Below are 25,997 nucleotides of genomic sequence, written 5' to 3'. Positions count from 1 at the left end.
TTGCATCCTCTGATCGACCTTCAGGCAGCCTTGGCTGCCTTTTTTTGATTGGAGCAAACAAAAGGCCCGCCTTGTTGAAGGGCGGGCCGCTGTGTCGTTGGGTGCAATTACTGTCCGGCAGGCGCCAGCAGCGGGGTATAGCCCAGACTGCGCAGCTTGGCCATGGCCTCGTCGGCTTCGGCCCGGTTCTTGAACGGTCCAAGTTGTACACGGGTTTCGGTATGGGCCTCGATACCCTTGGCCTTTAGTTCTTTCACCAGCTTTTCAGCATTGCCCATGCTGGAGAACAAGCCCAGTTGCAACTTGTAACCCAGCGAACTGCCTTCCGGCTTGGCCTTGGAAAGTGGCGCGCTCTGGGGCAGGGCGGTGGTTTCTGCACTATTTACCGTCACCGGTGAGGCCGTGCTGGCAGATGGTGCGGGTTTGCTGGCAGCCACATGCGGTGCTGCGGTGTTTACCGCAGGTGCCGCTGCCGGGGCTGGCGTACTGGTGGTGACGGTGCTTGTACTGCCGGTGCCGGCTTTGACGACAGGCTTGCTGGCAGGCGGGTGTGCCGCTGGTGGTGCCACCGGTTTGGCACTGGCTACTGCCGGAGTCTTGCTCACATCCGGGGTCTGTGGTGTGGCGGCTATCGGTGCCGCTGGCGAAGGCGAAGTTCCGGCATCAGTCTCCGGCGCGCTGGCTTCCACTGCCGGCGCGCTGGCGACTTGCGGCTCCGGAGCGCTGGCCTCAACCACAGGGGCGGAGGCGGCATTGACAATCTTGCCCGAGCTGCTGACCGGTGCTGCTGCCGTCATGTCGACCTTGGGCTTCTTCATGCCATCGAGCACCGGAATGGCGGCCAGTGCCACCGCAACCAGGCCACCGGCAATCGCCAGGCGTTTTTTCAGCTTGCTGTTGAGGTCTTGTTCGTCCGGCGCATGGCCGTGGTCCTGCCCGTGGTTTTGTTCAGTCATGGCCTTGAATTTTTATGCAGCAGAGGCTTGAAAAGGCTGGTAAAATATCGGGTTCCTCAGAATTGCGTAACCCGAGTGGATAAACTAAAGCCTAGTTTAGCCACTTGTTCTGTTATTTGGGAGTATTTGGGAGATTTTTATGGCAATTGAACGTACCCTGTCCATCGTTAAGCCGGATGCCGTCGCCAAGAACGTGATTGGCAAGATCTACGACCGTTTCGAATCCGCCGGTCTGAAAATTGTTGCAGCCAAGCTGAAGCAACTGTCCCGCGCTGAAGCCGAAGGCTTCTACGCTGTGCACAAAGAACGTCCTTTCTTCAAGGACCTGGTTGACTTCATGGTTTCCGGCCCGGTGATGATCCAGGCTCTGGAAGGCGAAAACGCCATCGCCAAGAACCGCGAACTGATGGGCGCTACCGACCCGAAAAAGGCTGACGCCGGCACCATCCGCGCCGACTTCGCCGAATCGATCGACGCTAACGCCGTACACGGCTCCGACAGCGCTGAAAACGCTGCCATCGAAGTGGCTTACTTCTTTGCCGCTTCCGAGATCTACTCCCGTTAATCTCGTTTTGCCGTAATGGATGTATCTGGCGGCAGCCCTGTGGCTGCCGCTGTTTTACCGAGGACTGCATGAAAACCAACCTGCTCGACTTCAATCTGGACCAGCTGACCGAACACTTTGCCGCCATGGGTGAAAAACCCTTCCGCGCCAAGCAGGTGATGCGCTGGATGCACCAGATGGGCGAAGACGATTTCGACGCGATGACCGACCTGGCCAAGAGCCTGCGTGCCAAGCTGCACGAGAGGGCCGAGGTGCGCGTACCGTCGCTGATGACCGGGCAGGCGTCCAGTGATGGTACCCGCAAGTGGCTGCTTGACGTCGGCACCGGCAACGGTGTGGAAACCGTGTTCATTCCGGAAGACGACCGCGGCACCTTGTGCGTGTCATCCCAGGTGGGTTGCGCGCTGGAGTGCACGTTCTGCTCCACCGGCCGCCAGGGTTTCAACCGCAATCTCTCCACCGCCGAAATCATCGGCCAGCTGTGGTGGGCCAACAAGGCCATGGGAATCACCCCGAAGAACGAACGGGTGGTGTCCAATGTGGTGATGATGGGCATGGGCGAGCCATTGGCCAACTTCGACAATGTGGTCAGTGCGCTGCAGATCATGCTGGACGACCACGGCTACGGCCTCAGCCGCCGTCGGGTGACGCTGTCCACCTCCGGCCTGGTGCCGCAGATGGACCGCCTGCGCGAAGCCTGTCCGGTGGCGCTTGCTGTCAGCCTGCACGCCCCCAACGATGCCATTCGTGATGAAATCGTCCCGATCAACAAAAAGTATCCGCTCAAGGAACTGATGGCCGCCTGCCAGCGCTATCTGGAAAAGGCTCCGCGCGATTTCATCACCTTTGAATACGTGATGCTGGACGGCATCAACGACCGGCCGGAACATGCGCGGCAGTTGCTGGAGCTGGTACGCGACGTACCGTGCAAGTTCAACCTGATTCCGTTCAACCCCTTCCCCAATTCCGGCTATGACCGCTCCAGCAATAATGCAATCCGGATTTTCCGGGAAATGTTGCAGGAGCAGGGCTACGTGGTTACCGTAAGAAAAACCCGTGGCGACGATATCGATGCAGCATGCGGGCAACTGGCGGGGCAGGTGATGGACAAGACCCGCCGTCAGGTCAAATGGATGCAGATCGCACAGGAGAATGAAAAATGATCAAGTGGCGAGTGTGGATGGCAGCAAGCCTGTTGGCGTATGCCTGTGTCGCATTCGCCGCTCCGGCCAACCGGAAACTGGCGGAAATCCGCAGCCAGCTGGCCGTTGAATATGCATCGATGGGCAACCTGCCCGTGGCGCTGGAATCTGCCAATGAAGCCGTCGAAGCCGATGACAGCTTTGCCGGTGCCTATCTGACGCGCGCCTACATTTTCAATCTCATGCATCTGGATGCCGATGCCGAGAAGAACTTTCTGAAGGCTTTGCAGGTCGATCCATCCAGTCCGGAGGCCAATAACAACTACGGCCAGTTCCTGTGCGAGCACGACCACCCGCGCACAGCGATGGACTACCTGGCAAAGGCTATTGCCAACCCCTTGTACCAGACACCACAGACCGCCTACCTCAATATGGGCCGCTGCAGTGTCAAGCTGGGGGAGACCACCCAGGCAAACGATTACCTGCTGACCGCACTGCGACTGGCTCCGGACTATCCGCCGGCGCTACGTGAGCTGGCGGCCTTGCATCTGGAGCTGGGCAATGCCAAGCTGGCATCCTTTTATTTTTCCCGCCTGCTGAAAATTGTCGGGAATACCCCGCCCGGTGCCGATGTGCTGTGGCTGGGTGTGCAGATTGCCAGAAAAGGGGGAGACCGGTCGCATGAGGCGGAATATTCGGCCCTGCTGAAAAACAAATACCCGGACTCCAAAGAAACTCAAATGCTGTTGAGCGGAAGCTGAAGATGGAACAGGAAGCAAATGGTCAGCTCTCAGGGCTTGGCGTCGGTGCGGTGCTCAAGGCGGCCCGTGAACGTGCCGGCCTGAGTCTGGGCGAAGTGGCAGACCGGCTCAAGCTGTCCATCCGGCAACTGGAAGCCATCGAACACGATGATTTCCAGCAACTGCCGGGTAGCACTTTTGTACGTGGTTTTGTCAGGAACTATGCCCGTTTTCTGCATGTGGATCCGGAACCCCTGATGCAGCAACTTGAGCAGCATTTTCCATCTGCGGTCAACGACGTGGTCAACCTGGTCAAGCATGAGGCGCAGGGTGATGCCGTGGCGCATGCGCCACAGGCAAACGCACTGGATAACATGCAGGCCCCAGGCGGCAAAGCCGGCAAATGGCTGATCATTGTCCTGGTGCTGGCAGTACTGGCTGCTGCTGCAGTCTGGTTACTGTCCCGGCCTGCCAGCAAGGCAGATGACAGCAAGCAAACCTTGCAACCCATGCTGACGGAACAGGCAGCTTCGGCGGCTACTTCAGCCTCGGCACCCTTGCCGCAGGCCGAGGCAGCATCCGCCCCGCAAACTGCCCCGGCAGAGACTACGCAACCGGCAGCATCAGCCCCTGCGCTAGTGACCCAGCCGGCCCCGGTGGCCAGCAAGCCACAGGCCAGTATCCCGAGTGCAGCGGATGCGGCACCGGCAGCCGCTACCGGCAAGATCAGCCTCAGTGCCAAACAGGCAGCGTGGATCTCGGTCATTGATGCCACCGGCAAGAAACTGCAATTTGGCACGCTGGAAGCAGGTGGCAGCAAGGAGTTGAGCGGTACGCCGCCGTTCCAGCTGAAAATTGGCAATGCGGCCCAGGTCGAACTCAGTTTTAACGGCCAGCCGGTTGCGCTGGCCGACAAGATTCGTGGCACTACTGCCAAAATTGAACTCAAGTAAATGCGGATTGTTGCATGAATAGCGTGAATATCGCGCGACGCCCCACCCGTCAGGTACGCGTGGGGCATGTCATGGTGGGGTCGGATGCACCGGTTGTGGTGCAGTCCATGACCAATACCGACACGGCAGATGCCATCGCCACCGTAGAACAGGTTTACCAGTTATCCCAGGCCGGCTCCGAGCTGGTGCGCATCACGGTCAACTCGCCGGAAGCTGCCGCGCGCGTGGCGGAAATCCGCCAGCGCCTCGACGACATGGGGTGTCATGTCCCGCTGGTGGGCGATTTCCATTTCAATGGCGAACGCCTGCTCAAGGAATACCCTGACTGTGCCCGCGCCCTGGCCAAATACCGTATCAATCCCGGCAATGTCGGCAAGGGTGCCAAGGGGGACGACAAGTTCGCCTACATGATCCGCACCGCGGCCGAGCTGGACAAGCCGGTACGCATCGGCGTGAACTGGGGCAGCCTGGATCAGGCCCTGCTGGCACGCATGCTGGATGCCAATAACAGCAAGCCGCAACCCTTGCCGCTGGAACTGGTGATGCGCGAAGCGCTGATCGTGTCGGCGCTGGAATCTGCCGACAAGGCGATGGAACTTGGCTTGCCGGCTGACAACATCCTGCTGTCGTGCAAGGTCAGCAATGTGCAGGACCTGATCACTGTTTACCGTGATCTGGGCAGCCGGTGCGACTTTCCGCTGCATCTGGGTCTGACCGAAGCTGGCATGGGCAGCAAGGGCATCGTGGCTTCTTCCGCGGCGCTGGCCATCCTGTTGCAGGAAGGCATTGGCGACACCATCCGTATTTCGCTGACCCCGCAGCCGGGCGAAGCACGTACCCGCGAAGTGGTGGTGGCGCAGGAGCTGCTGCAAACCATGGGCCTGCGCAGCTTCACCCCGCTGGTGACTGCTTGTCCGGGTTGTGGCCGCACCACCAGCACCTTCTTCCAGGAACTGGCCGACCAGATCCAGACATACCTGCGCGAGCAGATGCCGGTATGGCGTTTGCAATATCCGGGTGTGGAGGACATGAAGGTAGCGGTGATGGGCTGTGTGGTGAATGGCCCGGGCGAAAGCAAGCTCGCGGACATCGGCATTTCGCTGCCCGGTACCGGTGAAGTGCCGGTGGCACCGGTCTATGTGGATGGCCAGAAGGATGTCACCCTGAAAGGCGACAATATCGCGGCAGAATTCATGGCGCTGGTGAACAACTATGTTCACAGCCGTTTTGGTGAAGGTGGCAGCAAGCGCCGGGAAACACCGGCTGCACGCACCATTCCCATCCTGCCGCAGCGCTGAGCGCAGGCAGCTACAGACTGGCAAGATCAACCGAATAGCAAGAAAAAACATCAAATGGCGCAAAAATTGCAGGCAATCAAGGGCATGAATGATGTACTGCCCGCCGAGTCGTACCAATGGGAATACTTTGAAGGCGTATTGCGCAAGCTGCTGGCCGACTATGGCTATCAGAACATCCGTACACCGATTGTGGAAACCACCCCGCTGTTTGTCCGGGCCATTGGCGAAGTGACCGATGTGGTCGAAAAGGAGATGTACACCTTTGTCGACAGCCTCAACGGTGACAGCCTGACCCTGCGCCCGGAAGGTACCGCAGGTACCTTGCGTGCCGTGGTGGAACATACCCTGCTGTATAACACCACGCAGAAACTGTGGTACATGGGCCCGATGTTCCGCCACGAAAAACCGCAAAAAGGCCGTTACCGCCAGTTCCACCAGATGGGCATCGAGGCACTGGGCTTTGCCGGCCCGGATATCGACGCCGAAATCATCGCGATGACCGCCGACCTGTGGCAACGCCTGGGCCTGAGCCAGTATGTCCGTCTGGAAATCAACTCGCTGGGCAATGCCGAAGAGCGTGCAGCGCATCGCAAGGCGCTGATCAGCTATCTGGAAGGCTTTGTCGACATTCTGGATGAAGACGGCAAACGCCGTTTGTATACCAACCCGCTGCGCGTGCTGGATACCAAGAACCCGGCATTGCAGGAAATGGCCAACAATGCGCCGCGCCTGTCCGACTATCTGGGTGAAGCTTCGCGTGCCCATTACGAAGGCTGGAAGGCCATGATTGGCGCGCTGGGCATCGACTTTGTCGAAAACCCGCGTCTGGTCCGTGGCCTCGATTACTACAATCAGTCCGTGTTCGAGTGGGTCACCACCGAACTGGGCGCACAAGGCACGGTATGTGCCGGTGGCCGTTACGATGGCCTGATTGAACAACTGGGTGGCAAGCCGGCACCGGGCATCGGTTTTGGCATGGGCCTGGAGCGTGTGCTGCTGCTGTTGCAGGACAAGGGTTTGTTGCCGGCGGCACGCAGTGTGGATGTGTACATCGTGCAGCAGGGCGATGGTGCAGCCATGTATGCGATGAAACTGGCACAGCAGTTGCGCCATGCCGGCCTGTCCGTCATTCAGCACCTGGGTGAAGGCAGCTTCAAGTCGCAAATGAAAAAGGCCGATGGCAGCGGTGCCGAATTTGCCGTCATCATCGGAGAAAACGAAATGGCGGCAGGTCAGGCCGTGGTCAAGCCCATGCGTGCCGAAGCAGCACAGCAAACCGTGGTGCTGGACCAGGTAGCCGCGACCATTGCCGCGATCAAGGCTTGATATAAGGGGGGTGCGCAATGGCGTACGACTTGCAGGAACAGGAACAGATCGACTCCATGAAGGCCTTCTGGCAACAATGGGGCAAACTGATTGGTGGTGCGGTACTGGCCATCAGCGTGGCCTATCTGGGCTACAAGGGCTATGGCTACTATCAGGCAGCACAGGCCAGCAAGGCTGCCGTGGTGTTTGCCGATGTCGAGCAGGCTGCCCAGACGCAGGACCTTGCAAAGGTAAAATCGGCTGCCGCGCAGTTGCAGGCAGACTATGCCGGCACCGCTTACGCTGCTGATGCTGCCTTGCTTGCCGCCAAGGTCGCCTTCGAAAAGAACGATCCGGCCACGGCACAGGCCCAACTGGGCTGGGTGGTGCAAAACGTGAAGGACGAATCCATGGTTGCCGTGGCGCACCTGCGTCTGGCCACCATCCAGCTCGACCAGAAGCATTACGATGCAGCCCTGGCCGAACTGGGTCAGGCTCATCCTTCAGCCTTTGATGCCCTGTTCCTTGATTTGCGCGGCGATGTGCAGACTGCCAAGGGCGACAAGGCTGCCGCTCGTGACGCCTACAAGGCTGCGCTTGCCAAGCTGGTAGGCGACTCGCCCAACCGCCAGTTCATTCAGACCAAACTTGACGCACTGGGAGCCTAATTGATGCGCCGCCAACTGCTGGTTACCGCTGTACTCTCCTCCTTCTTGCTGGCTGGTTGTGCCAGCTGGTTTGAAGGTTCTGTCGCTGCCAAGCCCACACCGCTGGCGGACATCAAGCCCATCCAGGCGCTGAAAGTGAAGTGGACGCTGTCACAAGCTGCATCCGATGGCACATTCACACCGGTTTATGCCAACGGTAATGTGGTTTCTGCCGATGCCGATGGTCATATCCGTGTGGTGGATGCCCTGACCGGTCGCCAAACGGCTGACATCGCGCTCAAGCGCGGTCTTTCCGCAGGTGTGGCTGTAGCGGGTGATACTGTCATCGTCGGCACGCTGGACGGCAAACTGCTGGCCGCCGACCGTAACAGCGGCAAGGTACTGTGGGAGCAGTCGCTCACCAGCGTCATTCTGGAAGCACCGCAGGTGGCTGGCAGCATGGTGGTGGTGCGCAGCAATGACGGCCGTCTGACCGGTTTCAGCCTGAGTGACGGCAAGCAGCAATGGTCGGTATCCCACACGCAGCCGCAGCTGCTGGTTCGCAATACCGGCTCCATGCAGGCCGTTGGTAATGAAGCTGTCATGGTAGGCCTGCCTGGCGGCAAGCTGGACATCATCAGCCCCGCCAATGGCAATACCCTGTGGGAAGGCGTAGTGGCCAACCCGCGTGGTGCCACCGAACTGGAACGCATTACCGACATCACCAGTCGTCCGGTCTACGAAAACGGTCAGGTGTGTGCCGTGGCCTACCAGGGAAAAGTAGCCTGCTTTGATGCCAAGGGCGGCAACCTGATGTGGTCGCGCGAGTTGTCCTCCAGCCGTGGCGTCGCGTTGGATGCCAGCAAGCTGTATGTCACTGCGGAAAACGGTTCGGTCTGGGCCTATGACCGTACTACCGGCCGCAACCTGTGGAAAACGGATGCCCTGAAATTCCGTAATGTATCTGGCCCCGCCATGCTCGGACGTTTTGTTCTGGTGATCGATGGCGAAGGCTATGGCCACCTGCTGTCCAATGAAAATGGCAGCCTGGTGGGCCGTGTGAAACTAGGTAGCGAAGGCACTGTCGCCCAGCCCCTGTCCCTGGGCTCTTCTGCTCTGGTACAAGCGGCAAGTGGCCGCCTGTCGCTGCTGTCCATTGAGTAAATGTTGTAATGAAACCTACCGTAGCGCTGGTCGGCCGTCCCAATGTGGGCAAGTCGACCCTTTTTAACCGGCTCACCCGTAGCCGTGACGCACTGGTCGCCGACCAGCCTGGCCTGACTCGCGACCGCCATTACGGTCACGGTCGCGTCGGGGGCAAACCGTATCTGGTGGTGGATACCGGCGGTTTCGAACCCGTGGTCGACGAAGGCATCCTGTTCGAGATGGCCAAGCAAACCCTGCAGGCGGTCGACGAAGCCGATGCGGTGGTGTTTCTGGTGGATGGCCGTACCGGCATCACTCCGCAGGACAAGATCATCGCCAACCGGCTGCGCCAGATCGACCGACCGGTTTTCCTGGTGGTCAACAAGGCCGAAGGCATCAGCCATGCCATTGCCGGAGCGGAATTCCACGAACTGGCACTGGGTCAGCCGCTGGTGATTTCCGCCGCACACGGTGACGGCGTGCGCGAACTGATGGACATGGTGCTGGAAGACTTCCCGGAAGAAGTGGAAGAAGAAGACCGCTATCACCCGAAGTTTGCCGTCATCGGCCGCCCGAATGTGGGCAAGTCCACGCTGGTGAATGCCATTCTGGGTGAAGAGCGTGTCATCGCCTTCGACCAGGCCGGGACAACGCGTGACAGCATCTATATTGATTTTGAACGCGAAGGCCATACCTACACCATTATCGACACCGCAGGTGTACGTCGTCGTGGCAAGGTGAACGAAGCGATTGAAAAGTTCTCCGTCATCAAGACCATGAAGGCCATTGAAGACGCGAACGTCGCGGTACTGGTGCTGGATGCGCAGCTGGACATTTCCGAACAGGACGCCACCATTGCCGGTTTTGCACTGGAAGCAGGCCGGGCGCTGGTGGTGGCAGTCAACAAATGGGACAACCTGGATTTCGAGCAAAAGGAAACCATCAAGCGGGATATCGCCCGCAAGATCAGCTTCCTCGACTTTGCCAAGTTCCATTACATCTCGGCCATCGAAGGCCGTGGTGTGGCTGATCTGTTCAAGTCCATCGACGAAGCCTACCAGGCCGCCATGGTCAAACTGGCCACGCCCAAGCTCACCCGTGTGCTGAATGTTGCAGTTGAGCGTCAGGCTCCGCCGCGTTCGGGCCTGATGCGTCCCAAGATGCGTTATGCTCACCAGGGCGGCATGAATCCGCCCATCATCGTCATTCACGGCAATGCACTGGATGCGATTCCGGCAAGTTATACGCGTTATCTGGAACATACCTTCCGCAAGGTGTTCAAACTGCAGGGTACGCCACTGCGGGTACAGTACAAAACCTCGGAAAACCCCTTCGATACCGAAGAATCCAAGGAAAAGTCCAGAGCCAAGCCCAAGCCGATGTCCAAGATGCGTGGGCGCGAGAAGGAAGTGCGCTGGGGCAAGAGTGGTAAAAAATAGTAGGCTGGGTTTTTTTCTGCTAAAAATAAGCATGCCAGCCGGGTTTTAAAGATTACTTAATACAACAATCAACGATTCGGAGAAAACGAATGAGCTCTAAAGGGCAAATGTTACAAGACCCGTTCCTGAACATCCTGCGTAAGGAACACGTGCCGGTTTCCATCTATCTGGTTAACGGTATCAAGCTGCAGGGTCAGGTCGAGTCTTTTGACCAATACGTCGTGCTGTTGAAGAACACGGTAACCCAGATGGTATATAAGCACGCCATCTCCACCGTGGTACCGGCCCGTCCGGTTAATATCCCGCACGAACATCCGGGTCAGAAGCAGGATCAGCAAGACGCCTGATCGGGCCGAGCGCTGAATCCTCCACGGGCCGCCAGACTGTGTCATCCAGACACGGTTTGTCGGCCTTTTTTCATGCCAGGTTCGGCTGCAGCCATGCTCAGCAGTTGCAGCGCAACCCTTTATAACGGTTTTGAATACTGTGTTTGATCGTCCCGATATTGGAGACCAGGCTGTGCTGGTCTGTCTGGATTTTGGTGATCCGGATCATCAGGAAAATGTTGCCGAATGTGCCGAGCTGGTTCGCTCTGCCAATGTCACTGTCACTGGCATCATCCAGGGCAAGCGCCAGCGTCCGGATGCCGCCTTGTTTGCCGGCAAGGGAAAAGTGGAAGAGGTTGGGGTGATGGTGAGGGCCACCGGTGCGAATGTGGTGATTTTCAATCACCAGCTATCGCCAGCGCAGGAGCGCAATCTGGAACGCGCGCTGCAATGCCGTGTGATCGACCGTACCAGCCTGATCCTGGACATCTTTGCCCAGCGCGCCCGTAGTCATGAAGGCAAGCTGCAAGTCGAACTGGCGCAACTGTCGCATATCGCTACCCGTCTGGTGCGTGGCTGGACTCACCTTGAACGCCAGAAGGGTGGTATTGGTCTGCGTGGACCGGGTGAAAGCCAGCTGGAAACCGACCGCCGCTTGCTGGGCAATCGGGTAAAGGCACTGAAAGAACGCCTGGCCCAGGTACAGAAGCAGCGCAATACCCAGCGCCGTGGTCGTCAGCGCACCGGCATTGCCTCGGTCTCCATTGTCGGTTACACCAACGCAGGCAAGTCCACCTTGTTCAATGCGCTGACCAAGGCACGTGCCTATGCGGCGGACCAGTTGTTTGCCACGCTGGACACCACCAGCCGCAAGCTGTTTCTCAATACCGAAACATCCATCATCGTTTCGGATACCGTCGGTTTCATCCGGGATTTGCCACATACCCTGGTTGCCGCATTTCGTGCCACGCTGGAAGAAACCATCCAGGCTGACCTGTTGCTGCATGTGGTCGATTCTTCCAACCCCTTGCGCGATGTTCAGATCGAAGAAGTCAACAAGGTGCTGGCTGAAATCGGCGCCGAGTCCGTGCCGCAGCTGATTGTGTGGAACAAGACTGATTTGCGCCAGCTGCCAGCGGACATCGAACGGGACGAGCATGGTGAAATCCAGGCCGTGCGTCTGTCCGCGCTCACCGGGGAAGGGCTGGAACTCTTGCGTGAAGCACTTGCCGAACGCTTGCAGTCACCTGATAACCAACATGAAGAACAAGACGAATATGTCGCAGAATGATCCAAACCGGGGACGTCAGGGCAGTGACGGACCGCCGGATCTAGACGAAGTATTCCGCCAGCTCAATCAGAAGCTGGCACGTTTGCTTGGTGCCCGTCCTCCGGCAGGAGGCCAGCCTGGCCCGGAACCCAAGGCAGCATTCAAGGGCGGAGCCATCGCCGTGGTCGGTGTCCTGGCGGCACTATGGCTGGGTAGCGGATTTTATGTCGTGGATGCCAAGGAGCAGGGGGTGGTGTTACGCATGGGCAGTTTCAGCCGCGTCACCGATCCGGGTTTGCAATGGCACCTGCCTTACCCGTTTGAGAAAGCTGAAATCGTCAACCTGACCGAACTGCGCAGCGTGGAAGTCGGGTATCGCAGCAATGCCAAGAACAAGGTGCCGGAAGAGTCGCTGATGCTGACGGCAGACCAGAACATCATCGATGTGCAACTCTCGGTCCAGTACGACGTGAAGGACCCCAAGGCCTTCCTGTTCAACAATGCCTCTGCCGACCGTAATGCCAACGATATCGTCAAGCAGGCTACGGAAACGGCCATCCGCGAAGTTGTCGGCCGCAACAAGGTGGACTTTGTCCTGAATGAAGGTCGTGCCCAGATCGCCGCAGACGCACAAAAAGTGATCCAGGACATTCTGGATCGTTACGGCCTGGGTGTGCGCATTGCCAAGGTCAACATCAATGCCGTCCAGCCACCCGAGCAGGTTCTGGCCGCATTTGATGATGCCGTGAAGGCAGGTCAGGATAAGGACAAGCTACGCAACGAAGGTTTGGCCTACGCCAATGATGTAGTGCCCAAAGCCAAGGGCATGGCGGCCAGACTGGAGCAGGAGGCGGAAGCCTACCAGCAGAAAGTGGTAGCGGAGGCAGAAGGCGATGCCTCCCGATTCAAGCAAGTGTTGTCGGAATACAACAAGGCCCCCAAGGTCATGCGTGACCGCCTCTACCTGGACATGATGCAGCAGGTAATGAGTGCCAGCAGCAAGGTCATTGTGGATCAGAAGGGCGGCAATAGCCTGCTCTACCTGCCTCTGGACAAACTGATGCAAGCAACGGCGCCAACTGCACCCGCTACCGCCAGTGCAGCATCGGCACCTGCAGCAGCGCAGCCTGCGGCTCCGGTAGCACCTGCCGTGCGTGGTAACAAGAATGGTCGTGATTTTGGTCGCAGCCGTGACATTCTCGGCGGGGAGCGCTGACATGCAGAAACTCATGCCAACCTTGCTCGCGGTACTTGCCGCCCTGTTCATCGCCAGCCTGTCGCTGTTTACTGTCGACCAGCGCCAGTACGCCATGGTCTTCCAGTTTGGCGAGGTGAACCGCATCATCACTACCCCGGGCATCCATTTCAAGATACCGCTGTTGCAGAATGTGCGTTATTTTGACCGCCGCGTGCTGACTATCGATGCCGAAGCCCCAGAGCTGTTCAACACCCGCGAGAAGAAGAACGTGCTGGTGGATAGCTATGTAAAATGGCGCATTGTCGATGTCGAACAGTTCTACAAGAGCGTTGGTTCGGAAGCCGCAGCGGTCGCCCGCCTGAAGCAAACCATCAATGATGGCTTGCGCGCCGAGTTTGGCCAGAAGACGGTTGCCGACGTGATTTCCGGCAAGCGGGACGAGGTGATGGACACGGTTCGCAAGCGCGCAGACGCAGATGCGCGTAAAATAGGCGTGGAAATTCTCGATGTACGCTTAAAACGAGTCGATTTTCCGGATAAAATAAGTAACTCTGTCTATGACCGCATGCAGTCAGAACGTCGTACCGTCGCCAGCCAGTTGCGCAGCGAAGGTGCTGCCGATGCTGAACGCATCCGTGCCGAAGCAGAAAAGCAACGCGATGTCATCCTTGCCGAGGCCTACAACAAGGCGCAGCAACTGAAAGGTGCTGGCGATGCCCGGGCAGCAGCAATTTATGCTGAAGCCTATGGCCGCAGTCCGGAGTTCTACGCGTTCTGGCGTAGCATGGATGCCTACAAGGAATCGTTCAAGAACAAGAGCGATGTCATGGTGCTGGACCCGAACAGCGAGTTCTTCAAGTACTTCAAGAACCCGCAGGCTGCCAGCAAGGGCAAGTAAGCGTTGTCTTGATTCTACAATCAGTTTTCATGACTGGCCGGACACCCCGGCCAGTTTGCCGTAAACAGGGCGGGGTGATGAATCCCGCCTTTTATTTGTCGAAAACGGAATATGCGTAACTGGCTGTTACCCGAATACATTGCGGACATTCTGCCCGCCACTGCCCGCCAGGTGGAGTCTGCCAAGGCGGCGATGCTGGAACAATTCCGCTGTGCAGGCTATGAACTGGTCCTGCCGCCGCTGATCGAATATGTCGATTCGCTGATCGCCGAAGGGGATACCGCGCTGGATCTGAAAACCTTCAAGCTGGACGACCAACTCTCCGGTCATCAGCTTGGGTTGCGCGCCGACATCACCCCGCAGGTGGCGCGTATCGATGCTCACCTGCTGGGCCATCGCACCGGTGTGACGCGCTTGTGCTATGCCGGTAGCGTGGTGCATACCCGTCCCAACGGTTTGATGAGCTCGCGCCAGCCCATGCAGGTTGGTGCCGAGCTTTATGGATACGCCGGTATCGAGGCGGACATTGAAATCATCGAACTGATGTTGTCCACGCTGGAGCAGGTCAAGGTACCGCAACTGCGTCTAGACGTCGGCCATACCGCCATTTTCCGTGGTCTGGCCAATGCCGCAGGCTTGTCACCGCAGGCAACGCGCGAGCTGTTTGCCGTCCTTCAAAACAAGGATGCAGCCAGCATTGCCGAACAGGTTGCCGGTCTGGCTGAACCGTATCGTTCTGCCTTCCTGGCCCTGCCCGAACTCTACGGCCCGGCCAGCGTGCTGGAAAAGGCGCGTACCCGCCTGCCTTCATTGCCGGAAGTGGAACTGGCACTGATGCAGCTGACTGCCATTGCCCGTGCCTTTGAAGGCCGTGTTGCCATCAGCTTCGATCTGTCCGAGCTGCGCGGCACGCACTACCATACCGGTTTGATTTTTGCCGCCTATGCCCCGGGCTGGGCGGTAGAACTGGCCCGTGGTGGCCGCTACGACAATGTCGGTCGTCGCTTTGGCCGTGCTCGTCCTGCAACAGGTTTCAGTCTGGATCTGCGTGATCTGATCCAGATCCTGCCGGAACGCGGCAGTGCCATGGGCATCCGCGTTTCCAATCGCCATCTGCCAGCGGCACAGGCAGAAGTCGAGCGCCTGCGCGCCGGCGGCGAAGTCGTGATCATTGATTATCTGGGGGAATCAGCCGAGGCCATCGGCTGCAACCGTGAACTGGTTCCGGCCGCTGACGGCTGGCAGATCGTCCCCTTTAACTGATTTTTAGTTTGACTGAAGAAGAGGTTTTTCCAATGTCCAAGAATGTTGTCGTGATCGGTACCCAATGGGGTGATGAAGGCAAGGGCAAGATCGTTGACTGGCTGACCGACCACGCACGTGCTGTGGTACGTTTCCAGGGTGGTCACAATGCGGGCCACACTCTGGTGGTGAATGGCAAGAAAACCGTACTGCGTCTGATTCCGTCCGGCATTCTGCGTGAAGGCGTGGAATGTTTCATCGGTAATGGCGTGGTGCTGTCGCCTGAGGCACTGCTGAAGGAAATCGACGAACTGGAAGCTGCTGGCGTGAATGCCTCGGCCCGTCTGAAGATTGCCGAAGGCTGTCCGCTGATCCTGCCTTACCACGTGGCGCTGGATCAGGCGCGCGAAGCCGCGCTGGGTGCTGGCAAGATCGGTACTACCGGTCGCGGTATCGGCCCTTGCTATGAAGACAAGGTAGCCCGTCGCGCACTGAAGGTGATCGACCTGTTCAATCCGGAACGTTTTGCCTCCAAGCTGAAGGAAAACGTTGAGTACTACAACTTCCTGCTGACCAATCTGCTGAAGGCAGCCCCGGTAAGTTATGAAGTCATCCTGGCTGACACCATGAAGCTGGCCGAGCGCATCAAGCCGATGGTGTCTGATGTGTCCCGCACACTGTACGACATGGACAAGGCCGGTACGCCCATCCTGTTTGAAGGTGCCCAGGGCACCCTGCTGGATATCGACCACGGTACCTATCCCTTCGTCACCTCGTCCAACTGCGTGGCTGGTGCCGCAGCACCGGGTGCAGGCGTTCCGCCGCAAATGCTCAGCTACGTGCTGGGTATCGTGAAGGGCTACTGCACCCGCGTGGGTTCCGGTCCCTTCCCGAGCGAACAGGAAAACGAAATTGGCGCATTCCTGGCCAAGCGTGGTAACGAGTTCGGTTCGGTTACCGGTCGTCCGCGTCGTTGTGGCTGGTTCGATGCCGCTGCGCTGAAGCGTTCCATCCAGATCAACGGTGTGTCCGGTCTGTGCGTGATGAAGCTGGACGTGATGGACGGCCTGGAAGAAATCCAGCTGTGCACCGGCTACATGCTCGATGGCAAGAAGATTGACATTCTGCCCTTCGGTTCCGATGCGGTTACCAAGTGCGAACCGGTTTACGAAACCATGCCGGGCTGGACGGATTCCACCGTTGGTGTGAAGCGCTGGGAAGACCTGCCGGCTAACGCCCAGGCTTACCTGAAGCGTATCGAAGAAGTATGTGGTGCACCGATCGATATCGTTTCCACCGGTCCTGACCGTGAAGAAACCATCGTACTGCGTCATCCTTACGGCCTGTAATCCTGGCCTGATCCAAAAAAGCCCACCTCATACGGTGGGTTTTTTTTATGCATCAGTGCTGGCATGATAGCGCTAACACCCTGGATGCAGTCTCTCTCCAGCGCGTGATTCACCTGCCTTGCCTCCCCCTGGAAATGACATGAGCACACCTTTGAATGCCGTACTGCTTGGCTATGGTTATGCCGGTAAAACCTTCCATGCTCCCTTGATTGCCGCCTGCCAGGACCTGCGCCTGTACGGGATTGTCAGCAGCAAGCCCGAGCAGTTGCAGGCTGACTGGCCTGATGCACGGTGCTGGCCCTCGCTTGAACAGGCTTTGCAAGATGCAGCGGTCGACCTGATTGTGATTGCCACCCCTAATGACTTGCATTTCGAACAGGCACGCGCTGCGCTGCTGGCTGGCAAGCATGTTGTCGTCGACAAGCCGTTTACCGTCACGCTAAGCGAGGCAAGAGAGCTGGATGAGCTGGCAAAGCAGCAGGGCGTGTTGTTATCCGTTTTCCATAATCGTCGCTGGGATGCAGATTTTCTGACCCTACGCCAGTTGGTGGAAAGTGGCCGCTTGGGGCAGATCAGCCAGTTTGCCTCGCACTTTGACCGCTACCGCCCTGAAGTACGACAGCGCTGGCGTGAGCAGGGCGGGGCCGGTAGTGGTTTGTGGTACGACCTGGGTCCGCACCTGCTGGATCAGGCCTTATTGTTGTTCGGGCGTCCTCTGGGAGTTACCGCCTTTCTTGCCACGCAGCGTCAGGGCGCCAAGGCAACGGATTATTTCCATGTGCAATTGCGCTATCCGGCAACGCACGTGGTATTGCATGGCTCATGCCTGGTGAGTGGCGGTATCCCGCGCTATGCGGTGCATGGCGATCTGGCCAGCTACGTCAAATACGGACTGGATACGCAGGAGTCGGACTTGAAGCAGGGCAAGGCTGTGGGCGCAGAAGGATGGGGCAATGACCCTCTGCCGGGGCAGTTGATCGTGGCTGAAGGTGATGTGAGCCGTCATACGCAATGGGCTAATCAGGTTGGTGACTATCGTTGTTACTACCAGCGTGTTGCTGCGGCCATCCGTGGGCAGGACAGTAATCCGGTGCCTGCTGCCGAAGCCGCCAACGTGATGGAGTGGCTGGAGCGCGCCGTGCGTAGCGCTGAGTCGGGGCGTGAAATCTCTGCGGAGGAGGTGCTGTGAGTATCGAGCAGGATTTGCAGATCATTGCGCAGTAGGAAGCCCTGCTGCAATTCAAGCAATTCGATGCGGATACCGCGTGGCTGGTGGGTTGCCGTCTGCGGGAGGATGCGATACGGCGTGGTGCCGCACTGGCGATTGTGCTTACTCTCAACCAGACCAGGCGCTTTCAGTGCCTGATGCCGGGTGCCACAGCCAATAACGAGGACTGGGCCAGGCGCAAGCATAATGTGGTGCAGAAGTTCGAGCGCAGCTCACTGGCCATCGGGCTGGATTGCCAGCGTCAGCAAACCAGCCTGCAGGAGAAGAACGGACTGCCATTGGCAGATTACGCTACCCATGGCGGCGGGTTTCCGCTGCTGCTGGAAGGCGGCGTGTGTGTCGGCTCGGTCGTGGTATCCGGCTTGCCACAACGCGAGGACCACCAACTGGTGGTGGATGTGCTGGCTGCCATACTAGGTCAGGCTGATGTACCCAGACTGGATGTGTAAGCGGAGCGGCCCCTATGGCCCGCTGCGTGCCGGGCGGGCATCTGCATCCGTCAGTGTGCCGAGAAATGCCAGCAAGTCGTTGATTTCTTGTGCGTTAAGCGCCGGCGATGCGCCCTTTTTTCCGCTAAAAGGGGCATCGCGGTTGATGTTGCCATGATAAACCGTCGGCAAGTCGTCAAACATCACCGGCTGGCCATTGCTGGCGACGGGGTACCATTTTTCCGGTTGGGTATCACGGCTGGCATAAAATTCCACCGCCTTGCGCAAATCATGGAATACCCCATTGTGGAAAAACACCTTGCGTGTGGCCACATTGCGCAAGGACGGGGTCCGAAATAGCCCGCAGTATTCTGCTTTCTGCATATCCTGGCGCACCGGTCCACATAGACCCATATCGTGGAATGCCGTATTCCGATTTATTTCCAGTTGCCGATTGCGTGGTACACCCAGCGCAATCAGGCCAAAGTCGCTAAACGCCGGAAAAGCACCATCGGCCTGGCGCTCACTCAAATGACAGGCGGCACAGTTGCCCTTGTCCGGATTGTTGAATACTTGCAAGCCGCGCATCTCCTGACGGCTCAGTTCAGCCTTGCCCCGGAGCCAGTCATCATATTTGCTGCTATACGGATAAAAATCGGCCGGGTTTTGCTGAAATACCTCCAGTGCCAGTACCAGTTTGTCGAAGGCTTGTGCCGGATGCTGGAAAATATCCTTGCCGAAAACTGCCATGAAGGCGTTGGCACTTGCACTGCCTTCTAGCTGCTTCACCACCTGGTCTGCGCTGGCATTGGCCATCTCATTGCTTGCCAGCAATGGAATGGACGCCTGTTCGTGCAAGCTGGCAGCACGACCATCCCAGGTAAAGCCCCCTGTTGGTCCAGCATCCTCACTGTCATTGCCATCGTTGTCGCGGAAGTGCTCGCTAAAAGGCGGTACGGTCTGCAAATAGCGCAGGGACGGCACGGCACGGTTACCCATTTGCTTGCCATCCAGCCCGCCAAGTTGTGCCGACTTGCCATCCGGAGGGCCATAAGCATGATCCGGGCTGTGACAACTGGCACAGGATTGCTTGCCATTGGCCGACAGCGTGGTTTCAAAGAACAGCTGGCGTCCCAGCTGGGTCAGCTGGTGGTTGTCTGGTATCGAACTGACTGCATAAATACCGGCCATCGAGCTGACTTGCGCTTGCTTGCCTGCTTGTGTGCATGCGCAAAGACTGCCGAGCAGCAGAAAACCGCCTAGCCAAAAGGAAATACGTAACAGGGTGGTGGAGTGGTGCATGGTGCTTGATCGACGACAGGATTGTTGCAACATAGCGTAGTTTCATCACGGGCTGATGACGTTAAGTCTCTGTACAAGGGCCAGTAACTGCCAGCTTGCCGCATCAATAATTTTCAGTTTCTAATCCATCATCATGCTGCAACACGCCGCAGCGACAATCGCTGGTATTCAGCATACGGAGACAGACATGAAAATTTCCAGGTCCTTGTTGGCACCGATGGCGCTGACCCTTGCTCTGGCGGGGTGTAACAGCATGCCTGTAGCGGCACCGACTACTGCCGGCTCGCTTGATGCCATCCAGAACGTAGTGGTCATTTTTGCCGAAAACCGTGCTTTTGATAATTTGTACGGGCTGTTTCCCGGTGCAAACGGCATACCCGGGGTGAACCCCTCTTCGCGTGGTGCGTACATCCCGCAGAAGGATTTTGATGGTTCCGTGCTCCCTGTATTACCGCCGACCTGGGGGGGGCTGACGGTAGCCGGGCAGCGAGTCACCTTGTCCCAGGCACAAACCATGGGCTGGCCCAACCGGCCGTACCAGCTGGATGATCCCAAAGGAGTGCAGGGCAGCGGCACCGTGATTGCGCAGGATGTCACGACACGAGATCTGGTTCACCGTTTTTATAACAACCAGATGCAGATCAATGGTGGTGCCAACGACAAGTTTGCCACTTATTCCGATGCCGGCGGTCTGAGCATGGGGTATTACGATGGCAGTAAAATGGCCTTGTGGAAGCTGGCGCGTCAGTACACGCTGGCCGACAACTTCTTCATGGGTGCCTTTGGTGGTTCCTTCCTCAATCACCAGTACCTGATTTGCGCCTGTGCTCCGCAATATCCGCATGCAGATGCAGCTGACTCGCCGGCTCGCGATTCCATCTCGGCCATCGACACCGATGCACAGGGACACTTCCTGCGGCTGACTCCCGCCACCAGTGCCAAACCATCGGTTCTGGAGGGCAAACCAAGCTACAAGAATGATGGCAACCTGACGCCAAAAGACCAGCAGGGCATGTTCTATGCAGTAAACACCATGCAGCCGTTATATCAGCCCAGTGGCAATGCCCCGGCTGCCAACGGAGCAAGTCAGTATGCGGATACTGCCAAGGCAACCACCTTGCCAGCCCAGAACGGCCCGACCATCGGGGATCGGCTGAGCGCCAAAGGTGTGAGCTGGGCCTGGTATGCCGGTGGCTGGAATGCTGCGCTCGCCGCGCGCAGCAATATCTACAATGGCAGTACGCCTAACTTCCAGCCTCATCATCAGCCCTTCAACTATTACGCCGACTTTGACCCGCTTACCCGGCAGGCTAATCGTCAGGCACACCTGAAGGATTTTGATGCAGAGTTCCTCCAGGCTGCACAAGCCGGGAAGCTGCCGGCAGTTTCATTCTATAAACCGCAAGGGAATGTCAACCAGCATGCAGGTTATGCCAGCGTGGCAGATGGCGACGAGCACATTGCCCAGGTTATTGCCCGTCTGCAGCAGAGCCCGCAATGGAAGAACATGCTGATTGTGGTGACTTACGATGAAAACGGTGGCATCTACGACCATGCACCGGTCCCGCAAGGTGACCGCTGGGGTCCGGGTAGCCGAATTCCTGCCATCATCATTTCTCCCTATGCCCGCAAAGGCTTTGTCGATCACACGCAATACGATACCGGCTCCATCCTGCGCTTCCTGACGCGCCGTTTTGAGTTGCAACCTTTGCCTGGCGTACTGGAACGTGATGCCGGTTTGCGCGCTCATGGGTCAGCCCCTATGGGTGACCTCAGCAACGCCTTGCAGTTACCTGCGCAGTAACGCCCCGGATGTGTCATCACAAACAAGGCAGCTATGTGCTGCCTTGTTTTATTCCGTCATCCGCAACACTTGTTTGTAAGATCCTTGCGGTGGGTTTGGGTCAAGCTGTTAGACTGAATTCAGATTTTCTACCGCTTTGACACGACATGCAGTTTCTTCTTGCCCGCAGCATGCTGACGCCGCTCATCATTGCGACCGCATTATTCATGGAGAACATGGATGCTACGGTTATTTCCACCTCCTTGCCCGCCATTGCACAGGATTTGCAGGTTGATCCGGTGGCGCTCAAGCTGGCGCTGACCTCCTATCTGGTCAGCCTTGCTGTCTTTATCCCCGTCAGCGGCTGGATGGCGGACCGTTTCGGCGCACGCCGCATTTTCCGCTCGGCCATCCTGGTTTTCATGGCGGGTTCCATCCTTTGCGGCTTCAGTGGCTCGCTGGAGTCATTTGTCCTGGCGCGCTTTGTACAGGGCATGGGCGGAGCGATGATGGTGCCTGTGGGACGACTGGTCATCTTGCGCACAACGCGCAAGGATGAACTGGTCCGGGCGTTGAGTTACCTCACCATTCCTGCCTTGCTGGGCCCTGTTATCGGGCCACCATTGGGTGGGTTTATCACCACGTATTTCCATTGGCGCTGGATATTTTTCATCAATATTCCCATTGGCCTGTTAGGCATGGTGCTCGCTGGCCGTTACATTGAGAATCTGCGGGATGAAAATGTACCGGCACTGGACAAGACCGGCTTTTTCTTGAGCGGAGTGGGCTTGTCCATGCTGATGCTGGGGCTGGCTACCGAGGGCAAGCATATGTTGTCTGCCAACCTTTCTTTGGCCGTCAGTATGGCTGGAGGAGTGATGTTGCTGGCTTACTTGCTGCATTACCGCCGGGTAAATGAACCCTTGCTCGACCTATCCTTGCTGCGCTTGCCAACTTTTCATGCCAGTGTCTGGGGGGGCTTTCTCATCCGCATGGGGATAGGTGCCACCCCTTTCCTGCTGCCCTTGATGTTGCAGCTTGGTTTTGGCTACACGCCTTTTCAATCGGGCTTGCTGACTTGTTCCACCGCAGTTGGTGCCATTTTCATGAAAACCATTGTATCTCGCGTGCTCGAACGCTTTGGCTTCAGGCAAGTGCTGACCTGGAATGCCGTACTGGTCGCCTTGTCCATGGCGGTGTACGGGTTGTTTCGTCCCGAAACACCGCACTGGGTGATGCTGCTGGTGTTTGTACTGGGTGGTTTTCTGCGCTCTTTGCAATTTACCAGTCTTAACGCCATTGCCTTTGCTGACGTGGCACAGGCGCGCATGAGCCATGCAACCAGCCTCTCCAGCGTGGCGCAGCAATTGGCAGCTGGGTTTGGTGTGACTTTTGCAGCCATCATTTTGCAGACGACTGCGGGCTTGCAAGGACATGGTACTTTGCAAGGCAGCGATTTTGCCTGGTCTTTTCTGGCGATGGGCATGCTGACTTTGTTTTCGGTCGCATTTTTCTGGCGGCTGGATCGTAATGCGGGTGCTGCACTGGCAGTGCGCGGGGAGGGTAGCAAAAAGCAAGCGCAATGAAATTATCTGCGCAGAAATGGAAAAAGCCGTTGATCAGAGATCAACGGCTTTTTATTGGTGCCCAAGAGAAGACTCGAACTTCCACACCCTTGCGGGCGCTAGGACCTGAACCTAGTGCGTCTACCAATTCCGCCACCTGGGCAAAGCAAATTGTCGTACTGCAAACCAGCAGTAAATGCTGATTCTAAAAATTGTTGGTGCCCAAGAGAAGACTCGAACTTCCACACCCTTGCGGGCGCTAGGACCTGAACCTAGTGCGTCTACCAATTCCGCCACCTGGGCAAACCAAATTTTCTGCTACAAGCTGAACAAGCACTATACAATACAGTTTGTTGGTGCCCAAGAGAAGACTCGAACTTCCACACCCTTGCGGGCGCTAGGACCTGAACCTAGTGCGTCTACCAATTCCGCCACCTGGGCACTGCTTTGCTGTATCATTCAGTTGCTGTCTTGCTGCAACGAGATGCGAATTATAAACAAGTTTCTGAGGGTGTCAATGGCCCAATCTGCAAAAAAACAAAAAAACATTCCCCTGCGTTTGCAGGATCCCTTCTTGGAACGAGAAAAACTCAAATATTCCAATCCCTTACCCAGCCGGGAGTTCGTTCTGCAACTTCTGGAAAATAACGGTGTGCCAATGTTTCCGGAAGAACTGGCCGCCATGTTGTCTATCAAGAATACCGAATTGGGCTTCTTTGAGCGCCGCCTGCTGGCCATGGAGCGTGAAGGTCAGCTGATCATCAATCGTAAAGGCGCGATTTGTGCAGCTCAAAAGCTGGATCTGATCAAGTGCAAGGTTTCCGGTCACCGTGACGGTTTTGGTTTCGCTCTGCCGGATGAAGGTGAAGGCAGTGGGGTGGATATCTTCCTGCCTGAGCGTGAAATGAAAAAAGTCATGCATGGCGACCGCGTACTGGTCCGTCCTTCCGGCGTTGACCGTCGTGGCCGGCAGGAAGGCAAAATTGTCGAGGTGCTGGATCATGCATTCAGCAAATTGGTAGGGCGTATTCATCAGGAACGTGGGGTATGGATCGTCACGCCTGAAGATCGTCGTATCCGGCATGAAATCCTCATCGAGCCAGGCAGTGAGAAGGATGCCAAGCATGGCCAGGTGGTGATGGTAGAAATCCTGCAATATCCGGATGCCTATCGACAGCCGGTAGCCAAGGTTGTGGAAGTGCTGGGCAATTATGCTGATCCGGGCATGGAAATTGAAATTGCGCTGCGCAAACATGCCTTGCCGCATGAGTTTCCGGCAGAGGTATTAGCCCAAGCCAAGTCCACGCCCAAGAAAGTACGCAAAAAAGACTTGTCCAAGGATCGTGTCGACTTGCGTCATCTGCCGCTGGTGACCATTGATGGCGAAACTGCACGCGACTTCGATGATGCTGTCTATGCGGAGAAGCAAGGCAAGGGTTTCCGGCTGATCGTGGCCATTGCCGATGTCAGTCATTATGTCCAGCCGGGCGATGCCCTGGATCAAGAGGCAGTGAATCGCGGAACGTCCGTCTACTTCCCGCGCCGTGTTATCCCGATGCTGCCCGAAGCACTGTCAAACGGCATCTGTTCCTTGAATCCCGATGTCGAGCGGCTGTGCATGGTTTGTGACATGCAAATCAATGGCAAGGGAGAAGTCAAACGCTATCAGTTCTACCCTGCAGTCATGCTTTCAAAAGCACGGCTGACCTATACCCAGGTATGGGACTGGATCCAGCATGGGACAGATAACCCGCTGTTGCCGAATATCCAGACACTCTACAGCTTGTTCAAGGTCTTGCTGGCAGCCCGTGCCAAGCGGGGTGCAATCGAGTTTGACTCGATTGAGACCCAGATGATCTTCAACGAGCAGGGCAAGATAGACAAGATCGTTCCGGTGGTCCGCAACGATGCACACCGCTTGATTGAAGAGTGCATGCTGGCGGCCAATGTCTGTGCGGCGGACTTCCTGCTCAAGAGCAAGCAAAAATGCCTGTATCGCGTACATGAAGGCCCTACGCCAGAAAAACTTGAGAACCTGCGCAATTACTTGCAGTTGGTTGGGCTTACTCTTGCGGGTAACGACAAGCCGACAGCCAAGGATTATGCCAAGCTGGCTGAGCAGATTCACGGCCGTCCCGATGCGCCTGTCCTGCAAACCATGTTGCTGCGCTCCATGCAGCAGGCCGTCTACACACCAGACAATAATGGCCACTTTGGCCTGGCTTATGATGCCTACACGCATTTCACCTCACCGATCCGCCGTTACCCGGATTTGCTGGTTCACCGTTCAATCAAGGCAGTATTGCAGGGCAGCAAATACAAACCCGGCAAGTGGGCCCAGCTGGGTATGCATTGCTCCATGACAGAGCGGCGGGCGGATGATGCCAGTCGTGACGTCGAGTCCTGGCTCAAGACTTACTATATGCAGGACAAGGTAGGAGAGGTATTCGAAGGCAAGATTAGTGCGGTTACCAGCTTTGGTGTATTTGTGTTGCTGGATGATGTTTATGTGGAAGGCCTGGTACATATCTCTGAATTGGGCAAGGACTACTTCCACTTCCGCAAGGATATTCAGGCAATCGTTGGTGAAAAGAGCGGGATGTCTTATCGCCTCGGCGATACGCTGACGGTAAAAGTGGTGAGCGCCAATCTGGAAAATGCCCAGGTTGATTTTGCACTGGTACGTGATACAGCACAGCCGGTTATGGCTTCGCCTGGTGGCAAACGCGAGAAACCACAGCATGCAAGCCATACTGCTACATCCTCCCGCAAGCAGACCAATCATGGTGGGCGTAGTCGGAATCAGCATGGCAAACATGTTGCCAGCCGACAAGATAGTGTCGCTGCTGTTCCGCAAGCGGCGTCGGCAGCATCCGGCAAGGCAAGGAATCAGCGTAAACCGGCAGCGGTGCCAACACCGGTTGATCCTCGACCGCCTGTGAAAGGTGAGCCAGCGAAGTCGACAGCCGCACGACGCAAGCCTGCGGGAAGTTCCGTCGCTGCGCAGTCTGCGGGGGATGCCGTTGTACCTGCTCCGCGTTCGCGCCGTAAGCCGGCTGCAAGTTCTGAGGCAGCGGTACCATCTGCACCGCGCGGCCGTAGCCGAAATACCAAGAAGCCGGACAGTCAGTAAGCTGTTATGTGGACAGCCCTCTCTGGTATGAGAAATGGCTGACTCAGCAAAAAGCCCGGCCCAGCCGGGCTTTTTGCTGCCTGT

At 57.3% G+C, this 25,997-nt stretch carries 22 protein-coding genes and 3 tRNA genes; 20 read left to right on the top strand and 5 right to left on the bottom strand.

The genetic code is table 11. The features are described 5' to 3' along the window. Window positions 1–107: 107 nt before the first annotated feature. Window positions 108–956, bottom strand: a complete 849-nt coding sequence (locus DKK66_RS20645; protein ID WP_131355216.1) for an SPOR domain-containing protein — start codon at window positions 954–956, stop codon at window positions 108–110. 139 nt (window positions 957–1,095) lie between these two features. On the opposite strand from DKK66_RS20645, the gene ndk reads away from it, so the two are divergent. From ndk to DKK66_RS02285, 17 genes are all read left to right on the top strand, one after another. After that, a complete protein-coding gene (ndk, locus tag DKK66_RS02365) occupies window positions 1,096–1,521 on the top strand; it encodes a nucleoside-diphosphate kinase (protein WP_059287534.1) in 426 nt (141 codons plus the stop codon). Between the two features lie 68 nt (window positions 1,522–1,589). Then, window positions 1,590–2,684, top strand: a complete 1,095-nt coding sequence (rlmN, locus tag DKK66_RS02360) for a 23S rRNA (adenine(2503)-C(2))-methyltransferase RlmN (RefSeq protein WP_131355213.1) — start codon at window positions 1,590–1,592, stop codon at window positions 2,682–2,684. Then, window positions 2,681–3,424 (top strand): type IV pilus biogenesis/stability protein PilW, encoded by a 744-nt coding sequence (gene pilW, locus DKK66_RS02355; protein ID WP_239689626.1) that lies wholly within the window; start codon window positions 2,681–2,683, stop codon window positions 3,422–3,424. Before rlmN ends, pilW begins: the two co-directional genes overlap by 4 nt. A gap of 2 nt (window positions 3,425–3,426) precedes the next feature. Further along, window positions 3,427–4,356, top strand: coding sequence for a RodZ domain-containing protein (locus DKK66_RS02350; protein ID WP_131355210.1), 930 nt, complete (start codon window positions 3,427–3,429; stop codon window positions 4,354–4,356). A 14-nt stretch (window positions 4,357–4,370) separates the two neighbouring features. Beyond that, window positions 4,371–5,654 (top strand): flavodoxin-dependent (E)-4-hydroxy-3-methylbut-2-enyl-diphosphate synthase, encoded by a 1,284-nt coding sequence (ispG, locus tag DKK66_RS02345; RefSeq protein ID WP_131355207.1) that lies wholly within the window; start codon window positions 4,371–4,373, stop codon window positions 5,652–5,654. Window positions 5,655–5,708: 54 nt separating this feature from the next. Then, window positions 5,709–6,980: a histidine--tRNA ligase gene (gene hisS, locus DKK66_RS02340; RefSeq protein ID WP_045844756.1), complete on the top strand. Its 1,272-nt coding sequence runs from the start codon at window positions 5,709–5,711 to the stop codon at window positions 6,978–6,980. 17 nt (window positions 6,981–6,997) lie between these two features. After that, complete coding sequence (locus DKK66_RS02335) at window positions 6,998–7,627, top strand: tetratricopeptide repeat protein (RefSeq protein WP_045844757.1); 630 nt, start codon at window positions 6,998–7,000, stop codon at window positions 7,625–7,627. A 3-nt stretch (window positions 7,628–7,630) separates the two neighbouring features. Beyond that, window positions 7,631–8,770 carry an outer membrane protein assembly factor BamB gene (bamB, locus tag DKK66_RS02330; protein ID WP_045844758.1) on the top strand — a complete coding sequence of 380 codons (1,140 nt, stop codon included), beginning with the start codon at window positions 7,631–7,633 and terminating at the stop codon, window positions 8,768–8,770. Between the two features lie 8 nt (window positions 8,771–8,778). After that, complete coding sequence (gene der, locus DKK66_RS02325; protein ID WP_045844759.1) at window positions 8,779–10,191, top strand: ribosome biogenesis GTPase Der; 1,413 nt, start codon at window positions 8,779–8,781, stop codon at window positions 10,189–10,191. 89 nt (window positions 10,192–10,280) lie between these two features. Beyond that, window positions 10,281–10,538, top strand: coding sequence for an RNA chaperone Hfq (hfq, locus tag DKK66_RS02320; RefSeq protein ID WP_045844760.1), 258 nt, complete (start codon window positions 10,281–10,283; stop codon window positions 10,536–10,538). Window positions 10,539–10,677: 139 nt separating this feature from the next. Next, window positions 10,678–11,808, top strand: a complete 1,131-nt coding sequence (gene hflX, locus DKK66_RS02315; RefSeq protein ID WP_045844771.1) for a GTPase HflX — start codon at window positions 10,678–10,680, stop codon at window positions 11,806–11,808. Beyond that, window positions 11,777–13,003, top strand: a complete 1,227-nt coding sequence (hflK, locus tag DKK66_RS02310) for an FtsH protease activity modulator HflK (protein ID WP_239689624.1) — start codon at window positions 11,777–11,779, stop codon at window positions 13,001–13,003. Before hflX ends, hflK begins: the two co-directional genes overlap by 32 nt. Window positions 13,004–13,016: 13 nt before the next feature. Beyond that, window positions 13,017–13,883 carry a protease modulator HflC gene (hflC, locus tag DKK66_RS02305; protein WP_370302754.1) on the top strand — a complete coding sequence of 289 codons (867 nt, stop codon included), beginning with the start codon at window positions 13,017–13,019 and terminating at the stop codon, window positions 13,881–13,883. A gap of 111 nt (window positions 13,884–13,994) precedes the next feature. Further along, window positions 13,995–15,146, top strand: a complete 1,152-nt coding sequence (locus DKK66_RS02300; RefSeq protein ID WP_045844763.1) for an ATP phosphoribosyltransferase regulatory subunit — start codon at window positions 13,995–13,997, stop codon at window positions 15,144–15,146. Window positions 15,147–15,178: 32 nt separating this feature from the next. Beyond that, the gene (locus tag DKK66_RS02295; RefSeq protein WP_131355202.1) at window positions 15,179–16,474 is read left to right on the top strand and encodes an adenylosuccinate synthase; all 1,296 of its coding nucleotides are present in this window, start codon (window positions 15,179–15,181) and stop codon (window positions 16,472–16,474) included. Window positions 16,475–16,613: 139 nt separating this feature from the next. Then, window positions 16,614–17,663, top strand: coding sequence for an oxidoreductase (locus DKK66_RS02290; protein WP_131355199.1), 1,050 nt, complete (start codon window positions 16,614–16,616; stop codon window positions 17,661–17,663). 41 nt (window positions 17,664–17,704) lie between these two features. Beyond that, a complete protein-coding gene (locus DKK66_RS02285; RefSeq protein ID WP_370302979.1) occupies window positions 17,705–18,151 on the top strand; it encodes a heme-degrading domain-containing protein in 447 nt (148 codons plus the stop codon). Between the two features lie 12 nt (window positions 18,152–18,163). Here DKK66_RS02285 and DKK66_RS02280 read toward each other — a convergent pair whose 3' ends face one another. Continuing rightward, window positions 18,164–19,321, bottom strand: a complete 1,158-nt coding sequence (locus tag DKK66_RS02280) for a cytochrome-c peroxidase (protein WP_242673552.1) — start codon at window positions 19,319–19,321, stop codon at window positions 18,164–18,166. Window positions 19,322–19,619: 298 nt separating this feature from the next. On the opposite strand from DKK66_RS02280, the gene acpA reads away from it, so the two are divergent. Together acpA and DKK66_RS02270 are read left to right on the top strand one after the other, a co-directional pair. Beyond that, entirely contained in the window at window positions 19,620–21,236 is a 1,617-nt protein-coding gene (gene acpA / locus DKK66_RS02275; protein WP_131355193.1) for an acid phosphatase, read from the top strand. Window positions 21,237–21,382: 146 nt separating this feature from the next. Beyond that, on the top strand, window positions 21,383–22,801 hold the full coding sequence (locus DKK66_RS02270) for a DHA2 family efflux MFS transporter permease subunit (RefSeq protein ID WP_242673551.1): 1,419 nt from the start codon (window positions 21,383–21,385) through the stop codon (window positions 22,799–22,801). A 55-nt stretch (window positions 22,802–22,856) separates the two neighbouring features. On the opposite strand, the gene DKK66_RS02265 is transcribed toward DKK66_RS02270, so the two are convergent. From DKK66_RS02265 to DKK66_RS02255, 3 genes are all read right to left on the bottom strand, one after another. Continuing rightward, window positions 22,857–22,943 (bottom strand) — tRNA-Leu (locus DKK66_RS02265). A gap of 53 nt (window positions 22,944–22,996) precedes the next feature. After that, a tRNA-Leu gene (locus DKK66_RS02260) sits at window positions 22,997–23,083 on the bottom strand. A 51-nt stretch (window positions 23,084–23,134) separates the two neighbouring features. Beyond that, window positions 23,135–23,221: transfer RNA gene (locus DKK66_RS02255), tRNA-Leu, on the bottom strand. 76 nt (window positions 23,222–23,297) lie between these two features. Here DKK66_RS02255 and rnr point away from each other — a divergent pair. Next, a complete protein-coding gene (gene rnr, locus DKK66_RS02250; protein ID WP_131355191.1) occupies window positions 23,298–25,913 on the top strand; it encodes a ribonuclease R in 2,616 nt (871 codons plus the stop codon). Window positions 25,914–25,997 lie beyond the last annotated feature (84 nt).

It is taken from the genome of Aquitalea sp. USM4 (assembly GCF_004328945.1).
GTDB classification, from domain to species: domain Bacteria; phylum Pseudomonadota; class Gammaproteobacteria; order Burkholderiales; family Chromobacteriaceae; genus Aquitalea; species Aquitalea pelogenes.
The sequence above is the reverse complement of the archived record's forward strand: the minus strand, read 5'-3'. Positions and strand labels throughout refer to the sequence as shown.

What these genes read in the sequence shown, in the direction of transcription:
- hfq (WP_045844760.1), top strand. Translation starts at nt 10,281, where the DNA reads ATGAGCTCTAAAGGGCAAATGTTACAAGACCCGTTCCTGAACATCCTG.
- DKK66_RS20645 (WP_131355216.1), bottom strand. Translation starts at nt 956, where the DNA reads ATGACTGAACAAAACCACGGGCAGGACCACGGCCATGCGCCGGACGAA.
- ndk (WP_059287534.1), top strand. Translation starts at nt 1,096, where the DNA reads ATGGCAATTGAACGTACCCTGTCCATCGTTAAGCCGGATGCCGTCGCC.
- acpA (WP_131355193.1), top strand. Translation starts at nt 19,620, where the DNA reads ATGAAAATTTCCAGGTCCTTGTTGGCACCGATGGCGCTGACCCTTGCT.
- der (WP_045844759.1), top strand. Translation starts at nt 8,779, where the DNA reads ATGAAACCTACCGTAGCGCTGGTCGGCCGTCCCAATGTGGGCAAGTCG.
- hflC (WP_370302754.1), top strand. Translation starts at nt 13,017, where the DNA reads ATGCCAACCTTGCTCGCGGTACTTGCCGCCCTGTTCATCGCCAGCCTG.
- hisS (WP_045844756.1), top strand. Translation starts at nt 5,709, where the DNA reads ATGGCGCAAAAATTGCAGGCAATCAAGGGCATGAATGATGTACTGCCC.
- DKK66_RS02350 (WP_131355210.1), top strand. Translation starts at nt 3,427, where the DNA reads ATGGAACAGGAAGCAAATGGTCAGCTCTCAGGGCTTGGCGTCGGTGCG.
- DKK66_RS02300 (WP_045844763.1), top strand. Translation starts at nt 13,995, where the DNA reads ATGCGTAACTGGCTGTTACCCGAATACATTGCGGACATTCTGCCCGCC.
- DKK66_RS02280 (WP_242673552.1), bottom strand. Translation starts at nt 19,321, where the DNA reads ATGGCCGGTATTTATGCAGTCAGTTCGATACCAGACAACCACCAGCTG.
- ispG (WP_131355207.1), top strand. Translation starts at nt 4,371, where the DNA reads ATGAATAGCGTGAATATCGCGCGACGCCCCACCCGTCAGGTACGCGTG.
- DKK66_RS02290 (WP_131355199.1), top strand. Translation starts at nt 16,614, where the DNA reads ATGAGCACACCTTTGAATGCCGTACTGCTTGGCTATGGTTATGCCGGT.
- rlmN (WP_131355213.1), top strand. Translation starts at nt 1,590, where the DNA reads ATGAAAACCAACCTGCTCGACTTCAATCTGGACCAGCTGACCGAACAC.
- rnr (WP_131355191.1), top strand. Translation starts at nt 23,298, where the DNA reads ATGGCCCAATCTGCAAAAAAACAAAAAAACATTCCCCTGCGTTTGCAG.
- hflK (WP_239689624.1), top strand. Translation starts at nt 11,777, where the DNA reads ATGAAGAACAAGACGAATATGTCGCAGAATGATCCAAACCGGGGACGT.
- DKK66_RS02335 (WP_045844757.1), top strand. Translation starts at nt 6,998, where the DNA reads ATGGCGTACGACTTGCAGGAACAGGAACAGATCGACTCCATGAAGGCC.
- DKK66_RS02270 (WP_242673551.1), top strand. Translation starts at nt 21,383, where the DNA reads ATGCAGTTTCTTCTTGCCCGCAGCATGCTGACGCCGCTCATCATTGCG.
- pilW (WP_239689626.1), top strand. Translation starts at nt 2,681, where the DNA reads ATGATCAAGTGGCGAGTGTGGATGGCAGCAAGCCTGTTGGCGTATGCC.
- DKK66_RS02295 (WP_131355202.1), top strand. Translation starts at nt 15,179, where the DNA reads ATGTCCAAGAATGTTGTCGTGATCGGTACCCAATGGGGTGATGAAGGC.
- bamB (WP_045844758.1), top strand. Translation starts at nt 7,631, where the DNA reads ATGCGCCGCCAACTGCTGGTTACCGCTGTACTCTCCTCCTTCTTGCTG.